This is a genomic window from Stenotrophomonas sp. KH_029, from assembly GCF_057839765.1.
In genome coordinates, this window is record NZ_CM174498.1 from 2,314,554 (window position 1) to 2,335,904 (window position 21,351).

Annotated in this window: 22 protein-coding genes; 9 read left to right on the plus strand and 13 right to left on the minus strand. The window is 69.5% G+C overall.

Going from position 1 to position 21,351, the window contains the following annotated elements; all coding sequences use genetic code 11:
• Positions 1–3: 3 nt before the first annotated feature.
• The 5 genes from AC3ITM_RS10425 to AC3ITM_RS10445 are packed head-to-tail and all read right to left on the minus strand — an operon-like array spanning position 4 to position 4,926.
• Positions 4–255 carry a phosphopantetheine-binding protein gene (locus tag AC3ITM_RS10425; protein WP_489264814.1) on the minus strand — a complete coding sequence of 84 codons (252 nt, stop codon included), beginning with the start codon at positions 253–255 and terminating at the stop codon, positions 4–6.
• On the minus strand, positions 252–887 hold the full coding sequence (locus tag AC3ITM_RS10430) for an isochorismatase family protein (protein WP_489264816.1): 636 nt from the start codon (positions 885–887) through the stop codon (positions 252–254). Before AC3ITM_RS10430 ends, AC3ITM_RS10425 begins: the two co-directional genes overlap by 4 nt.
• Complete coding sequence (locus AC3ITM_RS10435; protein WP_489264817.1) at positions 887–2,536, minus strand: (2,3-dihydroxybenzoyl)adenylate synthase; 1,650 nt, start codon at positions 2,534–2,536, stop codon at positions 887–889. Before AC3ITM_RS10435 ends, AC3ITM_RS10430 begins: the two co-directional genes overlap by 1 nt.
• Before the next feature lie 15 nt (positions 2,537–2,551).
• On the minus strand, positions 2,552–3,730 hold the full coding sequence (locus tag AC3ITM_RS10440; protein ID WP_489264818.1) for an isochorismate synthase: 1,179 nt from the start codon (positions 3,728–3,730) through the stop codon (positions 2,552–2,554).
• Positions 3,727–4,926, minus strand: coding sequence for an MFS transporter (locus AC3ITM_RS10445; protein WP_489270081.1), 1,200 nt, complete (start codon positions 4,924–4,926; stop codon positions 3,727–3,729). Before AC3ITM_RS10445 ends, AC3ITM_RS10440 begins: the two co-directional genes overlap by 4 nt.
• 249 nt (positions 4,927–5,175) lie before the next feature.
• Here AC3ITM_RS10445 and atpC point away from each other — a divergent pair, with 249 nt between their 5' ends.
• The 5 genes from atpC (at position 5,176) to AC3ITM_RS10470 (ending at position 10,255) form a co-directional block, all read left to right on the plus strand.
• Complete coding sequence (gene atpC, locus AC3ITM_RS10450; RefSeq protein ID WP_489264819.1) at positions 5,176–5,637, plus strand: ATP synthase F1 subunit epsilon; 462 nt, start codon at positions 5,176–5,178, stop codon at positions 5,635–5,637.
• 287 nt (positions 5,638–5,924) lie between these two features.
• Entirely contained in the window at positions 5,925–8,345 is a 2,421-nt protein-coding gene (locus tag AC3ITM_RS10455; protein ID WP_489264820.1) for a ribonucleoside-diphosphate reductase subunit alpha, read from the plus strand.
• Positions 8,346–8,432: 87 nt separating this feature from the next.
• Complete coding sequence (locus AC3ITM_RS10460) at positions 8,433–9,473, plus strand: ribonucleotide-diphosphate reductase subunit beta (RefSeq protein ID WP_228885578.1); 1,041 nt, start codon at positions 8,433–8,435, stop codon at positions 9,471–9,473.
• A 4-nt stretch (positions 9,474–9,477) separates the two neighbouring features.
• Entirely contained in the window at positions 9,478–9,957 is a 480-nt protein-coding gene (locus AC3ITM_RS10465) for a flavodoxin (protein ID WP_489264821.1), read from the plus strand.
• On the plus strand, positions 9,929–10,255 hold the full coding sequence (locus tag AC3ITM_RS10470; protein WP_489264823.1) for a thioredoxin family protein: 327 nt from the start codon (positions 9,929–9,931) through the stop codon (positions 10,253–10,255). The genes AC3ITM_RS10465 and AC3ITM_RS10470 overlap by 29 nt, the downstream gene beginning before the upstream one ends.
• A gap of 213 nt (positions 10,256–10,468) precedes the next feature.
• Here the strand turns inward: AC3ITM_RS10470 and AC3ITM_RS10475 are convergent, their stop codons facing one another.
• Both AC3ITM_RS10475 and AC3ITM_RS10480 read right to left on the minus strand, forming a co-directional pair.
• The gene (locus AC3ITM_RS10475; RefSeq protein ID WP_489270082.1) at positions 10,469–10,774 is read right to left on the minus strand and encodes a DUF3817 domain-containing protein; all 306 of its coding nucleotides are present in this window, start codon (positions 10,772–10,774) and stop codon (positions 10,469–10,471) included.
• Positions 10,775–10,910: 136 nt separating this feature from the next.
• Complete coding sequence (locus tag AC3ITM_RS10480; RefSeq protein WP_489264824.1) at positions 10,911–11,672, minus strand: SDR family NAD(P)-dependent oxidoreductase; 762 nt, start codon at positions 11,670–11,672, stop codon at positions 10,911–10,913.
• A 99-nt stretch (positions 11,673–11,771) separates the two neighbouring features.
• On the opposite strand from AC3ITM_RS10480, the gene AC3ITM_RS10485 reads away from it, so the two are divergent.
• From AC3ITM_RS10485 to AC3ITM_RS10500, 4 genes are all read left to right on the plus strand, one after another.
• Positions 11,772–12,680: a LysR family transcriptional regulator gene (locus AC3ITM_RS10485; protein WP_489264825.1), complete on the plus strand. Its 909-nt coding sequence runs from the start codon at positions 11,772–11,774 to the stop codon at positions 12,678–12,680.
• Between the two features lie 142 nt (positions 12,681–12,822).
• Positions 12,823–13,599, plus strand: coding sequence for a DeoR/GlpR family DNA-binding transcription regulator (locus AC3ITM_RS10490; protein ID WP_489264826.1), 777 nt, complete (start codon positions 12,823–12,825; stop codon positions 13,597–13,599).
• A 40-nt stretch (positions 13,600–13,639) separates the two neighbouring features.
• Positions 13,640–14,770 carry an MFS transporter gene (locus AC3ITM_RS10495; RefSeq protein ID WP_489264827.1) on the plus strand — a complete coding sequence of 377 codons (1,131 nt, stop codon included), beginning with the start codon at positions 13,640–13,642 and terminating at the stop codon, positions 14,768–14,770.
• A gap of 110 nt (positions 14,771–14,880) precedes the next feature.
• On the plus strand, positions 14,881–15,705 hold the full coding sequence (locus tag AC3ITM_RS10500) for an isocitrate lyase/PEP mutase family protein (protein ID WP_489264829.1): 825 nt from the start codon (positions 14,881–14,883) through the stop codon (positions 15,703–15,705).
• A gap of 53 nt (positions 15,706–15,758) precedes the next feature.
• On the opposite strand, the gene cml is transcribed toward AC3ITM_RS10500, so the two are convergent.
• The 6 genes from cml to AC3ITM_RS10530 all read right to left on the minus strand — a co-directional run bounded on the left by cml (position 15,759) and on the right by AC3ITM_RS10530 (position 21,188).
• Positions 15,759–16,973 (minus strand): CmlA/FloR family chloramphenicol efflux MFS transporter, encoded by a 1,215-nt coding sequence (gene cml / locus AC3ITM_RS10505; protein WP_489264831.1) that lies wholly within the window; start codon positions 16,971–16,973, stop codon positions 15,759–15,761.
• Positions 16,974–17,157: 184 nt separating this feature from the next.
• A complete protein-coding gene (locus AC3ITM_RS10510) occupies positions 17,158–18,078 on the minus strand; it encodes a M14 family metallopeptidase (protein WP_489264832.1) in 921 nt (306 codons plus the stop codon).
• A gap of 58 nt (positions 18,079–18,136) precedes the next feature.
• Positions 18,137–18,802 carry a class I SAM-dependent methyltransferase gene (locus AC3ITM_RS10515; RefSeq protein WP_489264834.1) on the minus strand — a complete coding sequence of 222 codons (666 nt, stop codon included), beginning with the start codon at positions 18,800–18,802 and terminating at the stop codon, positions 18,137–18,139.
• Positions 18,803–18,879: 77 nt separating this feature from the next.
• Entirely contained in the window at positions 18,880–19,296 is a 417-nt protein-coding gene (locus tag AC3ITM_RS10520; protein WP_489264835.1) for a (R)-mandelonitrile lyase, read from the minus strand.
• 83 nt (positions 19,297–19,379) lie between these two features.
• Positions 19,380–20,357 carry a zinc-binding dehydrogenase gene (locus tag AC3ITM_RS10525; protein WP_489264837.1) on the minus strand — a complete coding sequence of 326 codons (978 nt, stop codon included), beginning with the start codon at positions 20,355–20,357 and terminating at the stop codon, positions 19,380–19,382.
• A 57-nt stretch (positions 20,358–20,414) separates the two neighbouring features.
• Positions 20,415–21,188 (minus strand): hypothetical protein, encoded by a 774-nt coding sequence (locus AC3ITM_RS10530; RefSeq protein WP_489264839.1) that lies wholly within the window; start codon positions 21,186–21,188, stop codon positions 20,415–20,417.
• Positions 21,189–21,351 lie beyond the last annotated feature (163 nt).

The window sequence follows — 21,351 nt, forward strand, 5'->3', positions numbered from 1 at the left end:
CATTCATGCGCTGGCCGCCGCCTCGGCCTGCAGCCGCTGCACCACGGCCCACCAGCCGCCCAGCGTGGCGTGTTCGGCCAGATGGCTGAATTCCAGCGGGATACCGGTGTTGCCCCAGGCCAGCACCAGGCCGAGCACGCGCATCGAATCCAGGCCCAGGTCCATCAGGTTGTCATCGTCGCCGATGTCCTGGGGGGCTTCGCCGAGCATCCCGGCGACATCGGCGCGCATATGTTCCAAGGTCAGTGCGCTCATGCCAGCGCCTCCAGCAGATGATCGGTGGTCATCGGCACGCCGCAGGTACGGGCGATCCAGTGCAGGGCCAGGTCGTGGTCGGCGCGCGAGAAATCGGCGACCGCATCAGCGGCGATGAAGCTCTCGATGTCGCGCTGGAAGCCCTCGGCCACCGTGGCGGTGCAGCCGATATGCGCGTACACGCCGGTGACCAGCAGCTGGTCGCGGCCACGGGCGCGCATCAGCGTTTCCAGGTTGCTGCGCTGGAACGCGCTGTAGCGGTGCTTGACCAGCACATGATCGCCCTGCACCGGGGCCAGCGCCGCGAGGATGGCTTCATGTTCATCGGTGGCGGACATGCCCGGCCCCCACAGATCGGCCTGCAGGCCACGATCGCGCCGGTCCTGGTTGCCGCGCTGGGCGGTGTAGAACACCGGGATGCCACGGGCACGGCAATGCGTGAGCAGGCGCGCGATGTTGGCCACGGCCGGGGCCAGCGGCGATGCCTCCGGCGTAAAGGCGGCCAGGAAGTAGCGCTGCATGTCGTGCACCAGCAGCGCGACGCGTTCGGGGTGCGGCTGCCAGGCGCCGCGCGCGGTGGGCAGTTCGGCCTGGGTCGGCAGCGGATAGGGTGGGATCTGGGGCAGCGCCATCAGCGCGTTTCTCCTGTCTGTTGCATGAAACCTTCGCGCAGCCGGGCACGCAGTTCGCGGCGGCTGATCTTGCCGACCGCGGTGGTGCCGAAGGCGTCGACGAACACGATCTGGTCCGGCACTTTGAACGCGGCCAGGCCGCGGCCGCGCACCCAGGCCTTGAGGCTGGCGGCCTGGGTCGGCTCGCCCTGGGCGATGATGAAGGCACAGCTGCGCTCGCCGAGGTAGGCATCCGGGAGGGACACCACCGCCGCGTCGAACACGCCCGGGTGCGCCAGCAGATGGTCTTCGATTTCCTCGGCGGAGATCTTCTCGCCGGCGCGGTTGATATGGTCGCCGGCACGGCCCTGCACCACCAGGTAGCCGCCAGGCAGCTGCTGCACCATGTCGCCGGTGCGGTAGTAGCCGTCTTCGGTGAAGGCGCGCGCGTTGGCGGCCGGGTCGTTGTAGTACGCACCGATGGTGTACGGGCCGCGGGTCAGCAGGTGGCCGGTGCTGCCCGGCGCGACCGGGTTCCCGTGGTCGTCGACCACCAGCACGTCGTCGTCGGGCGAGATCGGGCGGCCCTGGGTGCCGATCACCAACTCCGGCCGATCGTGCAGGCGGGTGTAGTTGACCAGGCCTTCGGCCATGCCGAATACCTGCTGCAGCTGGCAACCCAGCCCCTCGATCACCCGCCGCGCCGCTTCGGGCACCAGCTTTGCGCCGCCCACCTGCACCACCTGCAGGCTGGACAGATCGTGCGTGGTAGTGGCCGCGGCCTGCGCCCACAGCAGCGCCAACGGCGGCACCAGGCCCACGCAGGTGACCGCCTCGCGCGCGATCAGCGGGAAGGCGCTGTCCGGCCCGGGGCCGGGGCTGAGCACCACCCGCGCGCCGGCGTACAGCGCACCGAAGAAGCCTGGCGAGCTCATCGGAAAATTGTGCGCGGCCGGTAGCGCCACCAGGTACACGCTGTCGCGACCGATCCCGCAGATCTCGTTGCTGGCGCGGAACGAATAGATGTAGTCGTCGTGGGTACGCGGAATCAGCTTGGGCAAGCCGGTGCTGCCGCCGGACAGCTGCAGGAACGCCACCGACTGCGGGTCCGGATCCGGCGGCAGCGTGGCCACCTCGCCGTCCAGGTCGGCCACCGCCTGGAACTCGGCCGCGTCACCGACGATCAGCACCCTGGCCAGCTCGGGCAGCTGTGCCTGCAGCGCACGCGCCAGGCCGCGGTAGTCGAAGCCATCCTGCCCGGCGGCGGCGATATAGGCGCTGGCATGCGCGGTGCGCGCCACGTGCGCCACCTCGGTCAAGCGGTGCGCCGGCAAGGCGAATACCGGCACCAGGCCGGCGCGGAACAGCCCGCATACCACCGTCACGAATTCGGGCACGTTGCCCAGCTGCACCACCACCGTCTGCCCCGGCATCAAGCCAGCGGCAAGCAGGCCGGCGCCGATCCGCCCGGCCTGCGCCCATAGCTGGGCATAGCTCAGGCGCACCTGCCCGCCGACCACGGCGATGTCATCGGCATGCTGCGCCGCACGCGCGCGCAGGAAGCCGGGGAAGGTTTCGCCACGCCAATAGCCGGCTGCACGATAACGCGCAGCCAATGCCGCCGGCCAGGTCTGGCGCAGCGGTGGCGGGGTGCGGGAAGGTTCGTTCATCACAGGCTCCACGATTCAGACGGGGGTGCTGGCGTCGACGCCGAGCGCGTTCAACAGCGCACCGAACTTGGCCGCGGTCTCGGCCACCTCCAGCAACGGTTCGGAGCCGGCGACGATGCCGGCACCGGCATATACCTGCACCTGCCGGCCCTGCACGCGGGCGCAGCGGATCGCCACGTACCAGTCGCCATCGCCGTCGGCATCGAGCCAGCCGACCGCGCCGGCATAGAAACCACGCGGTGCCGGCTCGAGCGCGGCGATGGTGTCCAGCGCGGCCTGGCGCGGCGTACCGCCTACCGCCGGGGTGGGATGCAACGCGGCCAGCAGGGTGGCCACGCTGGTGGCCGGGTCGTCCAGCGTGGCGCGGATCGGCGTGCCCAGGTGCCACATGGTGGCGGTGGCGTGCAGCGACGGGCGCGGCGCGGCCTCGATGTGCCCGCACCACGGTGCCAGCCCGGCCACGATCGCCTCGACCACGTGGCGGTGTTCGTCCTGGTCCTTGGCCGAGGCCAGCAGCGCCTGCGCGGTGCGTGCATCCTCGACCGGATCGGCCTGCCGGCGCGCCGAACCGGCCAGCGGGTGCGACAGCACCTGATCGCCGCGGCGCGACACCAGCAGTTCGGGCGTGGCGCCGACCAGCCACGCCGGCGGTTCGGCGGCCGGCACCGGCAGTGGTACCAGATAGGTAGCCACGCTGGGGTCGTGGCCCAGCCGCTGCGCCAGGGCGTGCGCGGCGATCGGCTGCGCGCTGTGCAGGCGCAAGCTGCGCGCCAGCACCACTTTCTGCAGTGGCGCGGCCGGATCGCGCAGCACCACCAGCGCGCGGGTCACCGCGTCGGCGTAGCCGGCCGCATCGGGCTCGGCGCGGAGCGTGCCGGCAAAGCGCGGCACCGCCGGCACCCGGGCGGTGGCCGTGGGCACTACCTGCTCGGGCTGGTACAGCGCATCGTCGGCCTGCGGATCGAACGGCACCGCGCCGACCAGCAGCGGCAGGCCGGCGCGCGGCGTGGCGAAGAACGCCGCCACCCGCGTGGTCAGGCTGGCCAGTCCCGCGCGTGGCAAGCGTCCCCGGCAGCCCTGCGCCTGCAGGGCGCGCAGCGGCGCGCGCAGCAGGAACTGCACCGGCAGCGAGGCGTCCTGGCTGCCCGACAGCGCCTCTTCGGCCGGCGCCGGCCGCTGTACGCTGTCGTTCATGCGGCCCCCTGCGCGCGGTGGCGCAGTGCCGCCACCGCCAGCGCCAGCAGCACCATCCCCACCAGCAGGTACGGCGCACTCGGCCACCACTGGTACAACAGCGTGCCCAGCATGGGGCCGATCACCATGCCCAGGCCCTGTACCGACGCCACCGTGCCTGCCGCCGCGCCCTGCTCATGGGCCTGCACCGCATCGGCGGCCAGCGCCTGGAAGGAGGGAAACACAAAGCCCATCCCGAACGCGGCCAGCGCATAGGCGAGCAGCAGCTGCCAGGGCGCCTGCACCAGTGCCACCGACGCAAAACCGAGCGCGGCCAGCAACGCCCCGATCGCAATCCAGCGCCGCGGCGGCACCCGGTCCAGTTTCATCACCAACACCTGCGCCAGGATCAGCCCGACCCCGACCGCAGTCAGCGCCAGCCCGGCCATACGCGCGCCATCGGCCGGCGACAGGTGCAGCCGGTCGATCGCAAAGAAGCCCACGGTGACCTGGGCGATGGTCACCGAGATCATCGCGGCGAACACCGCCAGCACCGGCAGGCGCAGGCGCGGGTCGGTCCAGCCCAGCCGCGGGCGCGGGCCGGAAGCGGCCATGGCCGCCGGTGCGCTGGCCGGCAGGCGCCAGGCAATCACCAGCAAGGCCAGCAGCGGCAGCAACGCGGCCACATACAAGGTCAGCGACAGCGCATGGAAAGCGATCCAGCCGGCTGCGGCCGGGCCGATCACCATGCCCACCGCGTTGGCGGTGCCCAGCTTGGCCATCGCAGCGGCACGCTGGCCCGGTGCGGCGCCGTCGGCGACCAGCGCCGCGGCGGTGGGTGGCACGGCCGCATAGAACAACCCGACCAGCGCGCGCGTTCCCACCAGCACCAGCACCGACAGCCACAGCGCCGGGGGCCGGCGCAGCGCCACGTCGACGAACACCGCCAGCGCCACGTAGATCACTGCATAGGCGGCCAACGCGATCAGCAGCACGCGCTTGCGCCCGATCCGGTCGCTCAGGGCGCCCCAGCGGCGCGCCGACAGCATCCACAGCACGCCGGCGGCGGTCACCGACAGGCCGGCATGCCATTCGGCCAGGCCGAGCAGACGCACCACCGGCCCGATCACCGCCACGAAGGCCATCATCGCCATGGTGCCGGTCAGGGCTGCCAGGACCAGGGCCGGCAAACCGGGTACTACCGAACGCTCACGCATAACCACCACTGCCAATCCAGGGAAGAGCGCACCGCGCAGGCGCGCAGGTACGTCGAATCGATCGGCTGGGGCGACGCGTGGCCGCCGTGGCTATCCAGTCAAATGATAACAGGTCGCATTTGCGATATCAGCGGACCTGTCCGCCGTGTTCATGTCGGCCGGCCTTCCGCGCGTGGATGGAGGTTGATCAACGGCTCCCTACATCGACCCGACTATGCTGGCTTCCATTCCCGATCCAGGCACCGCGCAATGGCGTCACTGCCGTCTCCTGACGTGCTCCCGGGCATCGTCGCCGATGCCGCACAAGGCCTGTCGGCGCAGATCATCAGCCTGGTCGGCGAGATCTGGAACGGCCCGGTACGCGAGATCAGCCTGCCCGGCAGCGAGGGCCGCTTCGGCGTGCTGGCCGGGCACACCCCGCTGCTGGCGCTGTTGCGCGAAGGCATGGTCTCGGTATTTCCGCTCGATGCCGCCCCGCCGCTGCATGTGTACGTCTCCGGTGGGCATGTGGAGGTGCAGCCGGGCAAGGTGATCGTGCTGGCCGACCTGGCCCTGCGCAGCGAAGACCTGGATGCTGCCCGTGCGCGCGCCGCACGCGATGCGGCCGATTCGCCGTTGGCCACCGAACTGACCGACCCGGACAACGCCAAGGTGCACGCCGAGCTGGCGCTGTTGCTGCGCCAGCAGCTGCGCGCGCTGCCGTTCCGGTAACCCCCTACGCCGTTGCCCCACCGCTTCGCGCGCGATCGCAGCACTGCGGCGTTTGGTCACGCCAGCCCCGCCGACAACACAACATATGATGTTGACGATGAGGCAGACCCACACTATGTTGTGTTCATCGGCTCCCCGCTTCCGCCAGGCCCGTTTTCCCGTCACGCCCCTGCAGGCCCTCCCGGCCTCAGGGCATGACCCCCCGAACGGCGTCTGGACGCGCGGCCTTCACCCGGCCAATGCCGGGGATGATCCCCCTGCCCCATGACGCCCGCCCGGCCGTCGCGATGCCTGCATCGCGGCGCGACACCTGCGCACCGCATGGACCGACGATGATCAACGAAGACAGCCGCGTCACCGACGCCACCACACCCCCCGAACCGGCCGGCAGCGACGCCGACACCACGCCCTGGATCACCAAGGAAGGCGGCAACCGGCGCCTGCCGTTCGACCCGGCGCGCCTGCAGCGCAGCCTGCAGGCGGTGCATGCCCCGTTCCCGCAGCTGGACCTGGCCGACTACCTGCACAGCGTGCTGGCCTTGATCGGCCGCCGCCAGCAGCTCAGCGCCGATGAGCTGGTGGACCTGCTGATCCGCGAAGCCGAGGCGCGCATCGACCTGACCGCACCGGACTGGGAACACCTGGCCGCGCGGCTGTACCTGCGCCGGCTGTACAAGCGCGCCAGCAAGAACCGCTTCTACGACGCCGCCCTCAAGTACGGCTCCTACGTGGGCCTGCAGGAAAGCCTGGCCGACCGCAACGTGTACTCGATCGACATCCTCAAGGCCTATTCCAAGGAAGAACTGGAAGAAGCCGGGCGCATGATCGAGCCCGAGCGCGACACCCTGTTCGCCTACAACGGGCTGTACCTGCTGGCCACCCGCTACCTGGCCACCGACGCTTCGCGCGCGGTGTTCGAACTGCCGCAGGAACGCTGGCTGACCATCGCGCTGTACCTGATGCAGGACGAGCACCGCAGCGGTGCCGATGGCCGGCGCCGGCGCATGCTGCTGGTACGCGAGGCCTACTGGGCGCTGTCCAACCTGTACATGACCGTGGCCACCCCGACCCTGGCCAATGCCGGCAAGCTGGGCGGCCAACTGTCGTCGTGCTTCATCGACACCGTCGAGGACAGCCTGCAGGGCATCTACGATTCCAACACCGACGTGGCGCGGGTGTCCAAGCACGGCGGCGGCGTGGGCGCCTACCTGGGCTATGTGCGTTCGGCCGGTGCACCGATCCGCGGGGTGGCCAATTCTTCCGGTGGCGTGGTGCCCTGGATCAAGCAGCTCAACAACACCGCGGTCAGCGTGGACCAGCTCGGCCAGCGCAAGGGCGCCATCGCGGTGTACCTGGATATCTGGCACCGCGATATCGAAGCCTTCCTCGACCTGCGCCTCAACAACGGCGACCAGCGCCTGCGCGCGCATGATGTGTTCACCTCGGTATGCCTGCCCGACCTGTTCATGGAAACGGTGGAACGGCGCGGCGACTGGTATCTGTTCGATCCGCACGAGGTCAAGCGGATCAAGGGCTGGTACCTGCAGGACTTCCACGATGAGCAACGCGGCCAGGGCAGCTTCCGCGACCGCTATGCCGAGGTGGTGGCCGACGAGCGCATCGGCCGGCGCACGATCAAGGCCATCGATCTGTTCAAGCGGATCATGGTCAGCCAGTTGGAGACCGGCAACCCCTTCATGTTCTACCGCGACGAAGTGAACCGGAAGAACCCCAACAAGCATGCCGGCACGGTGTACTCCAGCAACCTGTGCACCGAAATCCTGCAGAACATGAGCCCCACCCGCCTGATCCAGGAGATGATCAGCGGCGACCAGATCGTCACCACGCGCCAGGCCGGCGATTTCGTGGTGTGCAACCTGTCCTCGATCAACCTGGGCCGGGCCGTCACCGCCGCGCCGGACCTGCTCTCCAGCGACGTGCTGGAGCGGCTGGTGCCGATCCAGGTGCGCATGCTCGACAACGTCATCGACCTCAACCAGCTGCCCGTCCCGCAGGCCACCATCACCAACCGCAAGTACCGCGCGATCGGGCTGGGCACCTTCGGCTGGCACCACCTGCTGGCCCAGCAGCACATCCATTGGGACTCGGCCCAGGCCGAGGACTACGCCGACACCCTGTATGAGCGGATCAACTACCTGGCCATCCAGGCCAGCATGCGCCTGGCCGAAGAGAAGGGCCGATACAGCGCCTTCCTCGGCAGCGACTGGCACAACGGCGAGTACTTCCGCGCCCGCGGCTACACCAGCCCGGCCTGGCAGGAACTGGCCGCACAGGTCGGCGTGCACGGGCTGCGCAACGGCTGGCTGCTGGCGGTGGCACCGAACATGAGCACCGCGCAGATCGCCGGCTCCAGCGCCTCGATCGACCCGGTATACGCCGCGTTCTACTACGAAGAGAAGAAGGACTTCCGCCGCCCGGTGGCCGCGCCGGGGCTGTCGCTGGAGACCTATCCGTATTACGAAAAGGGCGCCTACCGGCTGGACCAGTTCGCCAGCATCCGCCAGAACGCGCGCCGCCAGCGCCACGTGGACCAGTCGATCAGCTTCAACCTTTACGTGCCCAGCACCATCCGCGCCAGCACCCTGCTGGCGCTGCACATGAGCGCCTGGCGCGAAGGGCTGAAGACCACCTACTACGTGCGCTCCAACGATATCGATATCGCCGAATGCGAATGGTGCGGTAGCTGACGACCGTTGGTCGTCAACCCATCGACCGGTAGTGCCGGCCGCTGGCCGGCAACCACGCACTGAATGCAATCTCGCAAGGACATCCCCATGGCCATCCCCCTGGAACGCATCAAGATCCTCGAACCGCGCCACCCCAACCGCTCCACCGGCATCATCAACGGCCGCACCAGCGGCATCCTGAACTGGAACGACATCCCCTACCCGTCCTTCTATCGGGCCTACAAGGAGCTGTCGACCAACTTCTGGATTCCCGACGAGGTCGACATGAAGGGCGATGCGCGCGGCTACGGCGAACTAAACGCGCGCGAAAAGAACGCCTACGATTCCATCATTGGCCTGCTGGCCACGCTGGATTCCCCGCAGACCCGCTTCATCTACAACGTGGCCGAGTACATCACCGACCCGGCCGCGCACGCCAATGCGGCGATCATCGGCCAGCAGGAGGTGATCCACAACGAAAGCTACAGCTACGTGCTGGCCTCCATCGCCGGGCTGGCCGACCAGAACCGGGTGTTCGAAATCGCCCGTACCCACCCCACCATCCTGGCCCGCAACCAGCCCATCATGCAGTCCTACGACGACTTCCTGCGCGAGAAGACCGCCGAAACGCTGATCCGTGCGTTGATCCAGTCCTCGATCCTGGAAGGCATCAATTTCTATTCGGGCTTTGCGTTCTTCTACAATCTGGTCCGCCAGAACCGCATGACCGGCACCGGCAAGATCATCAGCTTCATCAACCGCGACGAGCTGGCCCACACCAAGTTCATCAGCGAACTGATCCGCGCCATCATCGGCGAGAACCCGGCCCTGCAGGGCGATGCGCTCACCGCCTACGTGCACGATGCCTTCGAGCACGCCATCGCGCTGGAAACCCGCTGGACCGGCGAAGTGCTCGATGGCATCGACGGCATCGACGTGGACGAGATGATCCGCTATGTGAAATACCGCGCCAACAAGATGGCCGGCATGCTCGGCATCGAGAAGCTGTACAGCGACACCCATGTCAACGTGATGCCGTGGATCAAGGCCTACGCCGACAACTTCACCGAAACCAAGACCGACTTCTTCGAGATGCGCAACGCCAGCTACAAGAAGACCAACGCCGACAATGGCTTCGACGACCTGTAAGGCCATGCAGATCCTGGTCGCCTACGCCTCACTGAGCGGCAACACGCGCGATGTCGCCCGGCAACTGGCCGCGCGCTGCCAATGGCACGGGCACCAGGTGCACCTGTTCGATGTCGATGGCGATGCCGCGCACGCACTGGCCCGGCCGCACGACCTGCTGCTGCTCGGCAGCTGGACCGACAATGCCGGACGCACCCCGGCCGAGATGAAGCGCTTCGTCGCGGCCGTGCGCGACCACGGCGGCTTGCCGCCTGCGCAGCGCGTGGCGGTGTTCGGCACCGGGGAGACCCAATGGGGATTGGAGTATTACTGCGGCGCCGCGCATCGGCTGGCGCGCTACTTCAGCTCCCCGCACGCGGTGCTGGAAATCGAGCAGATGCCGCACGGCGCTGCCGACACCCTCGCCATCCATTCCTGGGCCGACACCGTGTTGGTCCATATCGAGACCCTTGATCATGCAGACCCTGCACGCCGCCACGCCTGAGGCCTACCACGCCGCCCTGCGCGACCACGCCACCGTGCTGGTGGATTTCCACAAGGACGATTGCCCCGGCTGCCGGATGCTGGACCTGTCGCTGGCCAGCCTGGCCGACGCGCCCGCCACCGAGGACGTGGTATTGCTGAAGGTGAAACTGGAGACCATCGGCGAAGTGTTCTTCCGCAGCCAGGGCCTGCGCCAGACCCCCACCCTGTTGCTGGTCCGTGACGGACAGGAAGTCGCGCGGGTGGCGGGATTCCAGTCGCCTGCGCAGATCGGCGCGATGCTGGCGCAGCAGGCGTGAATCCTGGCAGCAGGCAATGCCATGCCTGCCCGGTCCAGGACCATGGCGCACTGGTAGGGTCGGTTCCCAAACGACTGCCGATAACCCTGCCACGCCCATTGCACGCATGATCTGTATCGAAGTCATGCCCGGCAACCGCAGAATCAGCCCCGTTCAACGGTCATGTCGCCACCGAACGCGGCACCGTCATCGGCAGTCGAGCAAGCTTCGACCCTACCGGGCCGACAACAGGCCGCGACGCTTGAACCACCACTCCAACGGCAGCGTCACCAGCGGCGGTACCGCGGCGATCAGCGCCACTCCCGCCGCCCACCACGGCCAGCGCAGCCGCAGCGCGGCCAATACGGTCACCACCACGTAGGCCATGAAGGCGAACCCGTGCAGCGGCCCGAACACGCGCACGCCAATCACGGTCGGTTCGGCGGCGTGGTACTTGAAATACATGCCGACCAACAGCCCGGCCCAGGTCAATGCCTCGATGAAGGCGACGGTGGCGAACACACGGCCCATCGGGCTCATCGCAATGGCAGCTTTCAACTCAACGCTCGGCAGGCTACGGACAGGAACTGCATGATAGCCGCTGTTTGCGAATGCAACGCTTTCGCATGCAAAAACAGGCGCGCGCCATCACGGCCCGCGCCTGCCTGCACCGTCCTCAGACGAACATGCCGCCCGAGGCTTCCACGCGCTGCGCATTGATCCAGCCGGTGTGCGGCGACAACAACGCCACCGCGACCGGCCCGATGTCATCGGCCTGCCCGGCACGGCCCAGCGCCGTGATCGAGGCGACCATCGCATTGGTGTGCGCGTCATCGCGCACGCGCCCACCGCCGAAGTCGGTCTCGATCGCGCCCGGGGCCAGCGTGTTCGCACTGATCCGGCGTGCGCCCAGTTCCTTGGCCAGGTACCGGGTGAACACCTCGATGCCGCCCTTCATCATCGCGTAGGCCGAACTGCCCGGCAGCGAGAAGCGTGCCAGACCGCTGGAGACGTTGAGGATGCGGCCGCCATCGGCGATCAGCGGCAGCAGCGCCTGGGTCAGGAAGTACGGTCCCTTCAGGTGCACCGCGACCAGATGGTCGAACTGCTCCGGCGTGGTCTCTGCGATCGGCGCGTACAGCCCTTCGCCGGCATTGTTGAGCAGACCCTGCAGCCCGGTGGCACCCCAGCCCTGCAGCGTCTGCCGCACCTGGGCGGCGAACGCGGCGAAGCTGCCACTGTCGGCCACGTCCAGCGGCAGCGCGGCCGCCCGCCGGCCCAGCGCCTGGATCTGTGCCACCACCTGCTGCGCGGCGTCGGCCTGGCTGCGGTAGGTCAGCACGATGTCGGCGCCATCGGCGGCCAGTGCCAGCGCAGCGTTGCGGCCCAGGCCGCGACTGCCGCCGGTGATCAGAACGACTCGGGTGGATGTGTTCATGTCGCGCTCCTGTGTGGGTAGGGAGGCAGCGTATTGGCATTGCATCGAGACATAAACAGCGCGATTCTGATTTGACTGTTCATACCTGGCGAACAATCCATGGATCGCATCGATCAACTGCGCAGCTTCCTGCGCGTCGCCGAGCTGGGCTCGTTCACCGGGGCGGCCGACAGCCTGGGGCTGCCCAAGGCCAGCGTGTCGCTGGCGGTGCAGCGGCTGGAGGCCGAAGTGGGCGTGCAGCTGCTGCACCGGACCACCCGCCGCGTGCAGCTCAGCGCCGACGGTGCCCAGTTCCAGCAGCGCGCGCGCGACCTGCTGGATGACCTGGAAGAGCTGCAGGGCATGTTCCGCCGCGACACCAGCCAGTTGAAGGGGCGCCTGCGCGTGGACATGTCCAGCGGCCTGGCGCGGCAGCTGGTGATCCCGCACCTGCCCGCGTTCCTGGACGGGCACCCCGGGCTGGAGATCGAACTGAGCGGCACCGACCGCCGCGTCGACCTGGTCCGCGAAGGCTTCGACTGCGTGCTGCGGGTGGGCCCGCTGGACGACAACACCCTGGTCGCGCGGCCGCTGGGGGTGATGCACATCGTCAACTGCGCCAGCCCGGCCTACCTGGCCGCCCGGGGGACGCCGCAGGACCTGGCCGACCTGGCGTCCCACGCGCTGGTGCATTACGTGGGCACGCTGGGCCAGCGCTCGCCGGGCTTTGAGTACCACGACGGCCAGCGCTACCGCAGCCTGCCGATGCGCGGGGCGGTCACGGTCAACAGTGGCGAGGGCTACAGCGCGGCGGCGCTGGCCGGGCTGGGCATCATCCAGGTGCCGCTGCTGGGCGCGCGCCATGCCCTGGCATCCGGCGAGCTGGTCCAGATCCTGCCGCAGTGCGTGGCCGAACCCATGCCGGTGACCCTGCTGTACGCGCAGCGCCGCCATCTGCCGCGCCGGGTGGCCGCGTTCATGGACTGGGTCACCGCCCTGATCCAGCCGGAGCTGCAGCGGGAGCAGTGATCCCTGAGGAAATCGTGCAAGAATGCGCCACCTAATGTGCACATTTATGCACGTTATGGCATACTCACGCTCGCAATAACGCCATATGCTGCACGAATCTGCACGTTTTCAATGCCGATCACCCCGCCCGGAGACGCCCCGCATGACCCCTGAAGCCCTGCCCGGCCAACGCCAACAGACCATCCTGCGCCTGCTGCGCGACCACGGGCGGGTAGCATCGGCCCAGTTGGCGCTGGACCTGGGGGTGTCCGAAGACTCGATCCGCCGCGACCTGCGCGACCTCGCCAGCCAGGGCCTGTGCCGCAAGGTCTATGGCGGCGCGCTGCGCGCCACGCCGGACTTTCCACCGCTGGCCAGCCGCCACGCACTGCAGCGCGACCAGAAGCTGGCGCTGGCCCGCGTCGCCGCCGCCCAGGTGCTGCCCGGCGAGCTGGTGCTGCTGGACGCCGGTTCCACCAATTCGGCCATTGCCGCCTGCCTGCCCGAACGGCAGGGCATCGGCGTGGTCACCAATGCCCCGGATATCGCCCTGGCATTGATGGCGCGCAGCGGTATCGAGGTCACCCTGATCGGCGGCCGCATGGATGCGCGCGTCGGCGCCACGGTGGGTGCGCAGGCGCTGGAGGCGATCGGCGCGCTGCGCGCCGACGTGTGTTTCATCGGCACCTGCGCGGTCGATGCCGATGCCGGGATCTGGGCGGTGGATGGCGAAGAGGCCGCGCTCAAGCGTGCCCTGCTCGCGGCCAGCAGCCGCTGCGTGGTGGTCGCCACCAACGACAAGCTGGGGGCACAAGCCGCGCACCGCATCGGCGGCGTGGACCGGATCGACCAGCTGGTCCTGGAGGCCGATGCGCCGCCGGCGCAGGTGGAGGCCTTCGCCCGCCGCGGCGTGGCCATCCTGCGCGCCACCCGCGACTGATCCGGTGTCGCTTCCCCTCCCCCCGTTGCCCGGAATCGCGATGCCCCTGCCCACGCCCCGCACCGAACAGCGCGCCACCCGCGCGGCGTTCTTCCTGCCCGGTTTCGCCACCGCCGCGTGGGCGCCGCTGGTGCCGTTCGCCAAGGCCCGCACCGGCCTGGACGAAGGCACGCTGGGGCTGGTGCTGCTGTGCCTGGGCGCCGGCTCGCTGCTGGCCATGCCGCTGGCCGGCGTGTTCGCCGCCCGCCATGGCTGCCGCGCGGTGATGGTGGCCACCCTGCTGATGGTGCTGGCCAGCCTGCCGCTGCTGGCGGTCGCGCCCACGCCGTGGACGCTGGGCCTGGCCCTGTTCGTGTTCGGCGCCGGCGTGGGCGCCTGCGATTGCGTGATGAACATCCAGGCGGTCATCGTCGAACGCGACAGCGGGCGGCCGATGATGTCCGGCTTCCATGCGTTCTACAGCATCGGCGGCGCGGTCGGCGCGGCGGCGATGACCGCGCTGCTGGCCCTGCACCTGCCGCCGTGGCTGGTGTGCCTGCTGGTATCGGCGGTGATGGCCGCGCTGCTGGCGGTGTCGCTGCCGCATTGGCGCACCGACAAGGCACCGGCCGGCGCCCCAGTGTTCGCGGTGCCGCACGGGGCGGTGCTGGGCATCGGCGTGCTGTGCTTCGTCGCCTTCCTCGCCGAAGGCGCCATCCTGGACTGGAGCGCGGTATTCCTGCACGAGGTGCAGCAGGTGCCGTCCTCGCGTGCCGGGCTGGGCTACATGGCCTTTGCGATCGCGATGACCGTCGCCCGCCTGTTCGGCGACCGCGCGGTGGCCGCGCTGGGCCGCCACCGCGCCATCCTGCTGGGCGGGCTGGTCGCCGCCGCTGGCTTCGCCCTGGCCACCTTCGCCCCGGGCCTGGCGCTGGCCATGACCGGCTACGCGCTGGTCGGCGTGGGCTGCGCCAACATCGTGCCGGCGCTGTTCTCGATGGCCGGCAACCAGAAGGCCATGCCGGAAAGCCTGGCCATTCCGGCGATCACCACGCTGGGCTATGCCGGCATCCTGGCCGGGCCGGCACTGATCGGCTTCGTTGCCCAGGCCAGCAGCCTGGTGGCGGCCTTCGCCGCAGTGGCGGTGGCGCTGGTGCTGCTGGGACTGTCGGCGCGGGCGGTACGTGCGTAAGCCGGCCGTGTTCTGATCGCGCGGTGCTGCGCGTCCCCCGGCCGCGCCGTGCAGCATGGGTATTGCGCCTGCAGCGGTACCATCGGCTCACCGCTCACCGGGCCTGCGCCATGACTGCACCGTGCTTCGATCCCCGCCCACGCCGCGCCGCCTTCCGTGCCCTGCACGACGCCGGTTGTTTCGTCCTGCCCAACCCGTGGGATGTGGGCAGCGCGCGCTACCTGCACAGCCTGGGCTTCGCGGCGCTGGCCAGCACCAGTTCCGGGGTCGCCTGGAGCCAGGGCATGGCCGACGGCCAGTTGTCGCTGGCTGCCACGCTGGACCACCTGCAGGCGCTGGCCGCCGCGACGCCGCTGCCGGTGAACGCCGATTTCGGCGACGGCTTCGGCACGCTCGATGAGGTCGGCAGCAGCGTCACGCGCGCCATCGCTACCGGCGTGGCCGGCATCTCCATCGAAGACGCCAGCGCCGACCCCGACCACCCGCTGCGTTCGCTCGACGAGGCGGTGGCACGCGTACGCGCCGCCCGCCGCGCGATCGATGCCTCCGGCCAGGACGTGCTGCTGGTCGGCCGCGCCGAGAACTTCTTCGTCGGCCGCCCCGATCTGGACGATGCGATCACCCGCTTGCGCGCCTATGCCGACGCCGGCGCCGACTGCCTGTACGCCCCGGGCATCAGCAGCCGCGAGCAGATCGAAACGGTGGTCGCCGCAGTGGCGCCCAAACCGGTCAACCTGCTGGTCGGCAGCGCGTCGCCGTTCACCCTGGCCGATATCGCCGCGATGGGCGTGCGCCGGGTCAGCGTCGGCGGGGCGATGGCGCGCACCGCCTGGGGCGGCATGATGCGCGCCGCGCAACGGCTCAGGGACCAAGGCCGCTTCGACGGCTTCGCCGATGCGGCCTCGGGGGCGGCGCTGAACCAGCTGTTCCGCTGAGCGCCTTCAATGGCTGGACAGCACCGCTACCGCGCCGGTGACCAGCGCACGGCTCAGGGAGCGTCTGCCGGTTGCGCCGCTTCGCGTCGCCGCAGCAAGCCCAGCGCAGCCAGTGTCACCACCGCCATCAGCACGGAATACCCCACCAGCGGCCAGGCACTGTCGCCGCCCAATGCCACCACCGCGAACGTGCCAATCACTGCTACCAGCAGGCTTTGCGTGCAGAAATACAGCGCCACCGCCCTGCCGGCGCTGTCGGCGAAGTCCTGCATCGCGCCGTTGGCCGTGACCGACACGGCCAGCACGATGCCCAGTGCAGCGACCCACATCGGCAGGATGAACCCCGTCCACGATGCGCCAGCCGCGCACTGGCCAACCGCCAGCAGCAGCGCGCCGACCAGCAGCATCGCCATGCCGCGCGCCAGGCATCCGCCCTGGCCCCAACGCGTCACCGCACGGCCGGCCACGCCGGTAGTCAGCACCATCACCACCGCGACGCTGGCGAACGCCAGGCTGAATCCCAACGGGGCCAGCCCGCCCTGCACGATCAACACCCGCGGCGCGGTGGAGAAGAACACGAAAAACGTCCCCATCGCCGCACTGAAACCCAGCGTGTAGGTCCAGAACCGCAGGCTGCGCAGCATCGGGCCGAAGTGCTGTCGCGTGGCGCCGGCGACGGCCGCTGGCCGGGTCTCATGCCAACCGCGCCACGCATTGCACAGCGCCAGCAGGGCCATGCCGCCCAAGGCGATGAAAATCGCCCGCCAGCCCCAGCGGGCCGCCAGCAGCGCGCCGAGGATCGGCCCAAGCGCAGGAACAAAGGCAAGGATGGCGCCGAACAGCGCGTAGATGGTGCTGCCTTCGGCGCGGTCGGCATAGACATCGCGCACCGTGGCGAAGGTGGCCACCAGTGCCGCCGACGCACCCAGCGCCTGCAGCACACGCAGTATCACAAACAGTGGCGCGGACGTGGCCGCGGCCAACCCGAACGAGGCCAGGCAGAACACGGCAGCGCCACCGATCAGCACCGGTCGTCGCCCGCAGCGGTCGGCCAACGGACCGAACCCCAATTGGCCCACGCCCAGCAGCAGCATGTAAAGGCTCAACGTGAGCTGGATGACCGTCGGAGAGGTGCCCAGGACGCCCGGCATCGCCGGCACCACAGGCAGGTAGATGTCCATCGCCAGCGAAGCGAGGATGTCGAAGGGCGCCATCAGCAGCAGCGCCGCCGGCAGCGGATGCGGCCAGGCAGAAAAACGGTCAGGCATGGGAATACTCCGCGCAATTCAAGGATTGGCGGCGCATGCCTGTTACAGGGCTGCGATGCAGCCTGGCACGGCGCCGCAACAACGACAAGGTTGTTGCGGCTTACGCGTCAGAGGTTTTGGCGCTTCCCATTCGAATGGTCCAAGGCCGCGACAACGGCCGTTGCCAGCCATTCTAGCCAGCCGATCAGCCTTGCGCCAACGCGTAATCGATCGCCGCGCAGATCGCCGCCACCTGGGCGTCGTTGCACTGCTGCGGGGTGGCACGCGGGCTGTCCGGGTACACCTCGGTGGTGGTGGTGTAGGTCGCCCCGCTGACGCTGGCGCACAGGCCCAGCTTCTTCAGCGGGTACTCGATCACGCCCGGGGCCACCACCGGCGAACCGATGATCTCGCCCTTGTCGTCGGCCGGGGCGATGTGGGTCACCCGCTCCACTGCGGCGTTGACCGCGGTCTGGAACGCCGGCTGCGGGTTCTCGCTGTCGTCGACCAGGTAGAAGCCATCGGGGATCAGCCCCGGCTGGAACGGCTTGCCGTCGCGCGCGGCCAAGGCCGGGCGGAACTCGGTTTCGTCGCTGTCGGTGGTTTCGTGCAGGTCGATGTGCATCACGATGCTGCCGCGCAGGGGCGCGACCAGCGCCATCAGCGCGGCCGACTCGGCGGCCGGGCTGTCGGCCACGAACGAACGGTTCGGGTCGATTGCATCGGCGTTCCAGCGCTGGACGCGCTCGTACCCCCACGGGCTCACGCACGGCGCCACCAGCACGTTGGCGCGGCCGGCGTAGTCCCTGGCACGGGTGGCCAGGAACTGCAGCGCGCCCTGCACGCCGCTGGTTTCATAACCATGCACGCCACCGGTGACCAGCACGCTGGGCAACGCCGGGTTCCAGTCGCGGCTGCGCACCGCGAACAGCGGATAGCGGTCCGGCGCGTAGTCGAGCGTGCCGTACTGCTCCACGTCGAAGTCGGCGCGCAGGCGTTCCAGTGCCGGCAGCACGTCATCGGCGTAACGCCGGCTCGGGGTCTGGCGGGCACGCCATTGCGCCTTCTCTGCCGTGCCCCAGGGCTGGCCGGCGGTACCGATGGGATAGAAGGTGGCGTCATTCATGGCGTGCAGTCGATCCGGTGTGCAGTAGCCCTGCACTTTACCATCGCCCCCCCGCCACTCAGGCCACGGCCACCCAGCCGCGGAACGCCAGGCCCTGGTAGAACGGCTCCACCGTGGCGAAGCCTGCTTCGCGCAGGAAGGCTTCGTCCTGCGCCGGCGAAGCGATGTGCAGGTGCGTGGCCACCGCCGCGCGCCCTTTGGCCGCCGCCGCAGGCGCGATCCCCGACGACACTGCGAACGCGGCGTAGCGGTCCAGCCAGCGCTCGCGCTGATCGGCGGCAATGCTCATGTGCGCCACCACCAGCGGTGCGCCCGGGCGCAGCCGTCGGTGCAGCGCACGCAGGGTATCCACGCGCTGATCGGGTGCGACGAAATGCAGGGTCAGCAGGCACGCGGCCGCGTCGAACGGACCGTCGGGCGCGACGTCCACATAGCCGTGGTGCAAGGTCGCGCGCGCCGCGTCGGTGCCCAGCGTCTGGCGCGCCAGCGCCAGCATCTGCGCCGAGGGGTCCACGCCGTCGAAACGCCAGCCCGGATGCGCCCGGGCGAAGGCGCGCATCTCCAGTCCCCCGCCGGCGCCCAGCACCAGCAGCCGGGCATCCTCGCCCACCCGTTCGCCCAGCAGCATGCCGGCCATGCGCAGCAGGTCGGCGAAGCCGGGCACCAGTCGCGGCGGGCCTTCGGCATAGCGTGCGACGGTGTCCGGGTCGGCGTAGGCGTCCATGGGCAGGCTTCCGATCAAATGTAACTAAATATATTACATTAGACCGGGACGCGCGGAACACGCCCACCAGGGCGGCGCTATTGCCCGTTGTACTGGGCCTCGCTGACCGGCTCCAGCCAGGTCACCGGCGAGCCATCCACGGCCTCGGCGATGGCGATATGCGTCATCGCCACATCCGGGCGCGCGCCATGCCAGTGCTTCACATCGGGTGGAATCCACACGATGTCGCCCGGGCGGATCTCCTGCGCGGGTTTGCCCCACTCCTGCACATGGCCGACCCCGGCGGTGACGATCAGGGTCTGGCCCAGCGGGTGGGTGTGCCAGGCGGTGCGGGCGCCGGGCTCGAACGTCACCGTCGCCCCGCCGAGCCGGGCCGGTGCGTCGGCCTGGAACGGCGCATCGATACGCACCGTGCCGGTGAAGTAGTCCTTCGAGCCTGCGGCCGACGCGACGCTGCCGGCCTTGCTGATACGGATCGGGGCAGTGGTGTCCATGCATGTCCTTGTGGGTGTAGTGCCGGCCGCTGGCCGGCTCCAGACAACATCCGGAACAGCCGGCCAGCGGCCGGCATCCCCGGTCAGGGGCGCAGCAGCACCTTGCCGTTGCGGCCGGGTACCAGGCTGGCCGCGGCCGCCTCGGCGACCTGGTCCAAGCCGTACACGCCGTCCACCGGCAGGCTCAAGCCACCGCGCGCGGCCAATTGCAGCAGCTCGCCCACCAGCCGGCGCTTGTCCCCGGCCGCCATCGCCTGGCTGACCTTGCTGCCCCAGAAGCCCTTCACCGTGGCCTGCTTGAAGATCACATCGCCGGAATTGAGCTGCATCGGCTCGCCGGTCATCGAGCCGAACGACACCAGCGTGCCGCCGTCGCCAAGCAGGGTCATCAACTCGCTGCTGGCGCGGCCGCCGACCGAATCCACCGCCGCGGCGATCGACCCGTTACCCACCTGTGCCTGCACCTGCGCCATCCAGTCCGATTGCGCCGTCGATACCGTGTGTTTGATCCCCAGCGCGGCCATCTCGGCCACGCCGGCATCGCGCCGTACCAGGTTCACGCAGTGCACGCCGCGGGCGGCGGCCAGCATCGCCAGCGCCTTGCCGACCGCGCCATTGGCCGCGTTCTGCACGATCCACCGGCCCGCCTGCACCTGCAGGAATTCCAGCAGCATCAACGCGCTCAGCGGCATCGCGATCAGCTGCGCGGCGGTTTCATCGTCGATCGCATCGGGAATGGGAATGACCATCTTCGCCGGCGCGAGGAAGTACTCCGCCCAGGTGCCGTGCACCGACGCGGCACTGACCCGCTGGCCCGGCGCCAGGTCCTGCACGCCCTCGCCCAGCGCGTCGATCACCCCGGTGCCTTCGCTGCCGCCAATCGCCGGCAGGGTCGGCTTGTAGCCGTACTGGCCGCGCACCGTCCACAGATCGTGGTTGTGGATCGGCGCCAGCACGGTGCGGATCCGCACCTGCCCGGGGCCGGGCGCGGGGGTTGGCTGTTGGCCGCCGTGCAGCACCACGGCCGGGTCACCGAATCGCTCATGCATCGCTACGCGCATGCGTCTTCTCCTGTTGCCACGTCATGGGGGATGTCGGGCCTGGCCCGGTGATACCGATCAACGCCGATGGCGGTGCGCGGCCACCACCGCAACGGTGGGATGGCGCCAGGCCCGCGCGCGCAGCAGCAGGGTCTGCAATACCAGCAGCGCGGCCACGGCCAGCGCCAGCACCGACACCGTGTCGGCACCGGGCAGGCGCCAGCCCGACTGCTTCACATACACGCCGACCAGTGCCCATACCACCGCCGCCGGGTAGGCCCAATGCCCGCGCAGGCGCTGGTTCATCGACCACGCCAGCAGCGTTGCCAGCGCCAGCAGCGCCACGCTCCAGCCGAACATGTCGGCGGCCGGCAGCCACTGGTAGGCCACGATCACCTGGGCGGTGTTGAGGAAGGCGGCCATCGACAGCCAGCCGGCGTGCAGGGCCAGCGGATAGGCCGCCCACGCCCGCTGCCCGCCACTGGCTTCCGGTGGCGCGGCACGGGTGGCGGCCACCAGCATGCAGCCCAGCGCGGCCCAGATGATCGCCAGCGCCAGCCCGAACCACTGGTTGGAAAACACCGGCATCCACAGCGCGGTCAACGCAAAGCCCGCCGCCACCCAGCCACGCACGCCGACCAGGTCCGGCTTGCGCCGGCGCAGCTGCCACAGCCCGAACAGCACGTCCCACAGGAAGATCAGCCCCCAGATGGCGAAGGCATAGCCGGCGGCGACCAGCAGGGTCGGATAGCGGTCGGAAATGGCACCGTTGGTCGGGCCGAACATACCGGACTGCGACAACCACGACACCACCGGCATGGCCAATGCGGCCAACAACACGATCCAACGCATGCATCCACTCCAACCCAAAGAGTGCCGACGATACGCGGTTCGCGGTTAAGGCGGTGACACAGGCGCCGGCAATCCAGCACAGCGGTGCAATCCGGCCGGCCGCCGCCGCGCTGTACTGGGCCGCCCGGCCGCGTGCCGGGCCGCCACCCCCCAACCCGCCCCA

Coding starts and splice junctions, on each gene's coding strand:
- AC3ITM_RS10425 (WP_489264814.1), bottom strand. CDS start 255: ATGAGCGCACTGACCTTGGAACATATGCGCGCCGATGTCGCCGGGATG.
- AC3ITM_RS10430 (WP_489264816.1), bottom strand. CDS start 887: ATGGCGCTGCCCCAGATCCCACCCTATCCGCTGCCGACCCAGGCCGAA.
- AC3ITM_RS10435 (WP_489264817.1), bottom strand. CDS start 2,536: ATGAACGAACCTTCCCGCACCCCGCCACCGCTGCGCCAGACCTGGCCG.
- AC3ITM_RS10440 (WP_489264818.1), bottom strand. CDS start 3,730: ATGAACGACAGCGTACAGCGGCCGGCGCCGGCCGAAGAGGCGCTGTCG.
- AC3ITM_RS10445 (WP_489270081.1), bottom strand. CDS start 4,926: ATGCGTGAGCGTTCGGTAGTACCCGGTTTGCCGGCCCTGGTCCTGGCA.
- atpC (WP_489264819.1), top strand. CDS start 5,176: ATGGCGTCACTGCCGTCTCCTGACGTGCTCCCGGGCATCGTCGCCGAT.
- AC3ITM_RS10455 (WP_489264820.1), top strand. CDS start 5,925: ATGCCTGCATCGCGGCGCGACACCTGCGCACCGCATGGACCGACGATG.
- AC3ITM_RS10460 (WP_228885578.1), top strand. CDS start 8,433: ATGGCCATCCCCCTGGAACGCATCAAGATCCTCGAACCGCGCCACCCC.
- AC3ITM_RS10465 (WP_489264821.1), top strand. CDS start 9,478: ATGCAGATCCTGGTCGCCTACGCCTCACTGAGCGGCAACACGCGCGAT.
- AC3ITM_RS10470 (WP_489264823.1), top strand. CDS start 9,929: ATGCAGACCCTGCACGCCGCCACGCCTGAGGCCTACCACGCCGCCCTG.
- AC3ITM_RS10475 (WP_489270082.1), bottom strand. CDS start 10,774: ATGAGCCCGATGGGCCGTGTGTTCGCCACCGTCGCCTTCATCGAGGCA.
- AC3ITM_RS10480 (WP_489264824.1), bottom strand. CDS start 11,672: ATGAACACATCCACCCGAGTCGTTCTGATCACCGGCGGCAGTCGCGGC.
- AC3ITM_RS10485 (WP_489264825.1), top strand. CDS start 11,772: ATGGATCGCATCGATCAACTGCGCAGCTTCCTGCGCGTCGCCGAGCTG.
- AC3ITM_RS10490 (WP_489264826.1), top strand. CDS start 12,823: ATGACCCCTGAAGCCCTGCCCGGCCAACGCCAACAGACCATCCTGCGC.
- AC3ITM_RS10495 (WP_489264827.1), top strand. CDS start 13,640: ATGCCCCTGCCCACGCCCCGCACCGAACAGCGCGCCACCCGCGCGGCG.
- AC3ITM_RS10500 (WP_489264829.1), top strand. CDS start 14,881: ATGACTGCACCGTGCTTCGATCCCCGCCCACGCCGCGCCGCCTTCCGT.
- cml (WP_489264831.1), bottom strand. CDS start 16,973: ATGCCTGACCGTTTTTCTGCCTGGCCGCATCCGCTGCCGGCGGCGCTG.
- AC3ITM_RS10510 (WP_489264832.1), bottom strand. CDS start 18,078: ATGAATGACGCCACCTTCTATCCCATCGGTACCGCCGGCCAGCCCTGG.
- AC3ITM_RS10515 (WP_489264834.1), bottom strand. CDS start 18,802: ATGGACGCCTACGCCGACCCGGACACCGTCGCACGCTATGCCGAAGGC.
- AC3ITM_RS10520 (WP_489264835.1), bottom strand. CDS start 19,296: ATGGACACCACTGCCCCGATCCGTATCAGCAAGGCCGGCAGCGTCGCG.
- AC3ITM_RS10525 (WP_489264837.1), bottom strand. CDS start 20,357: ATGCGCGTAGCGATGCATGAGCGATTCGGTGACCCGGCCGTGGTGCTG.
- AC3ITM_RS10530 (WP_489264839.1), bottom strand. CDS start 21,188: ATGCGTTGGATCGTGTTGTTGGCCGCATTGGCCATGCCGGTGGTGTCG.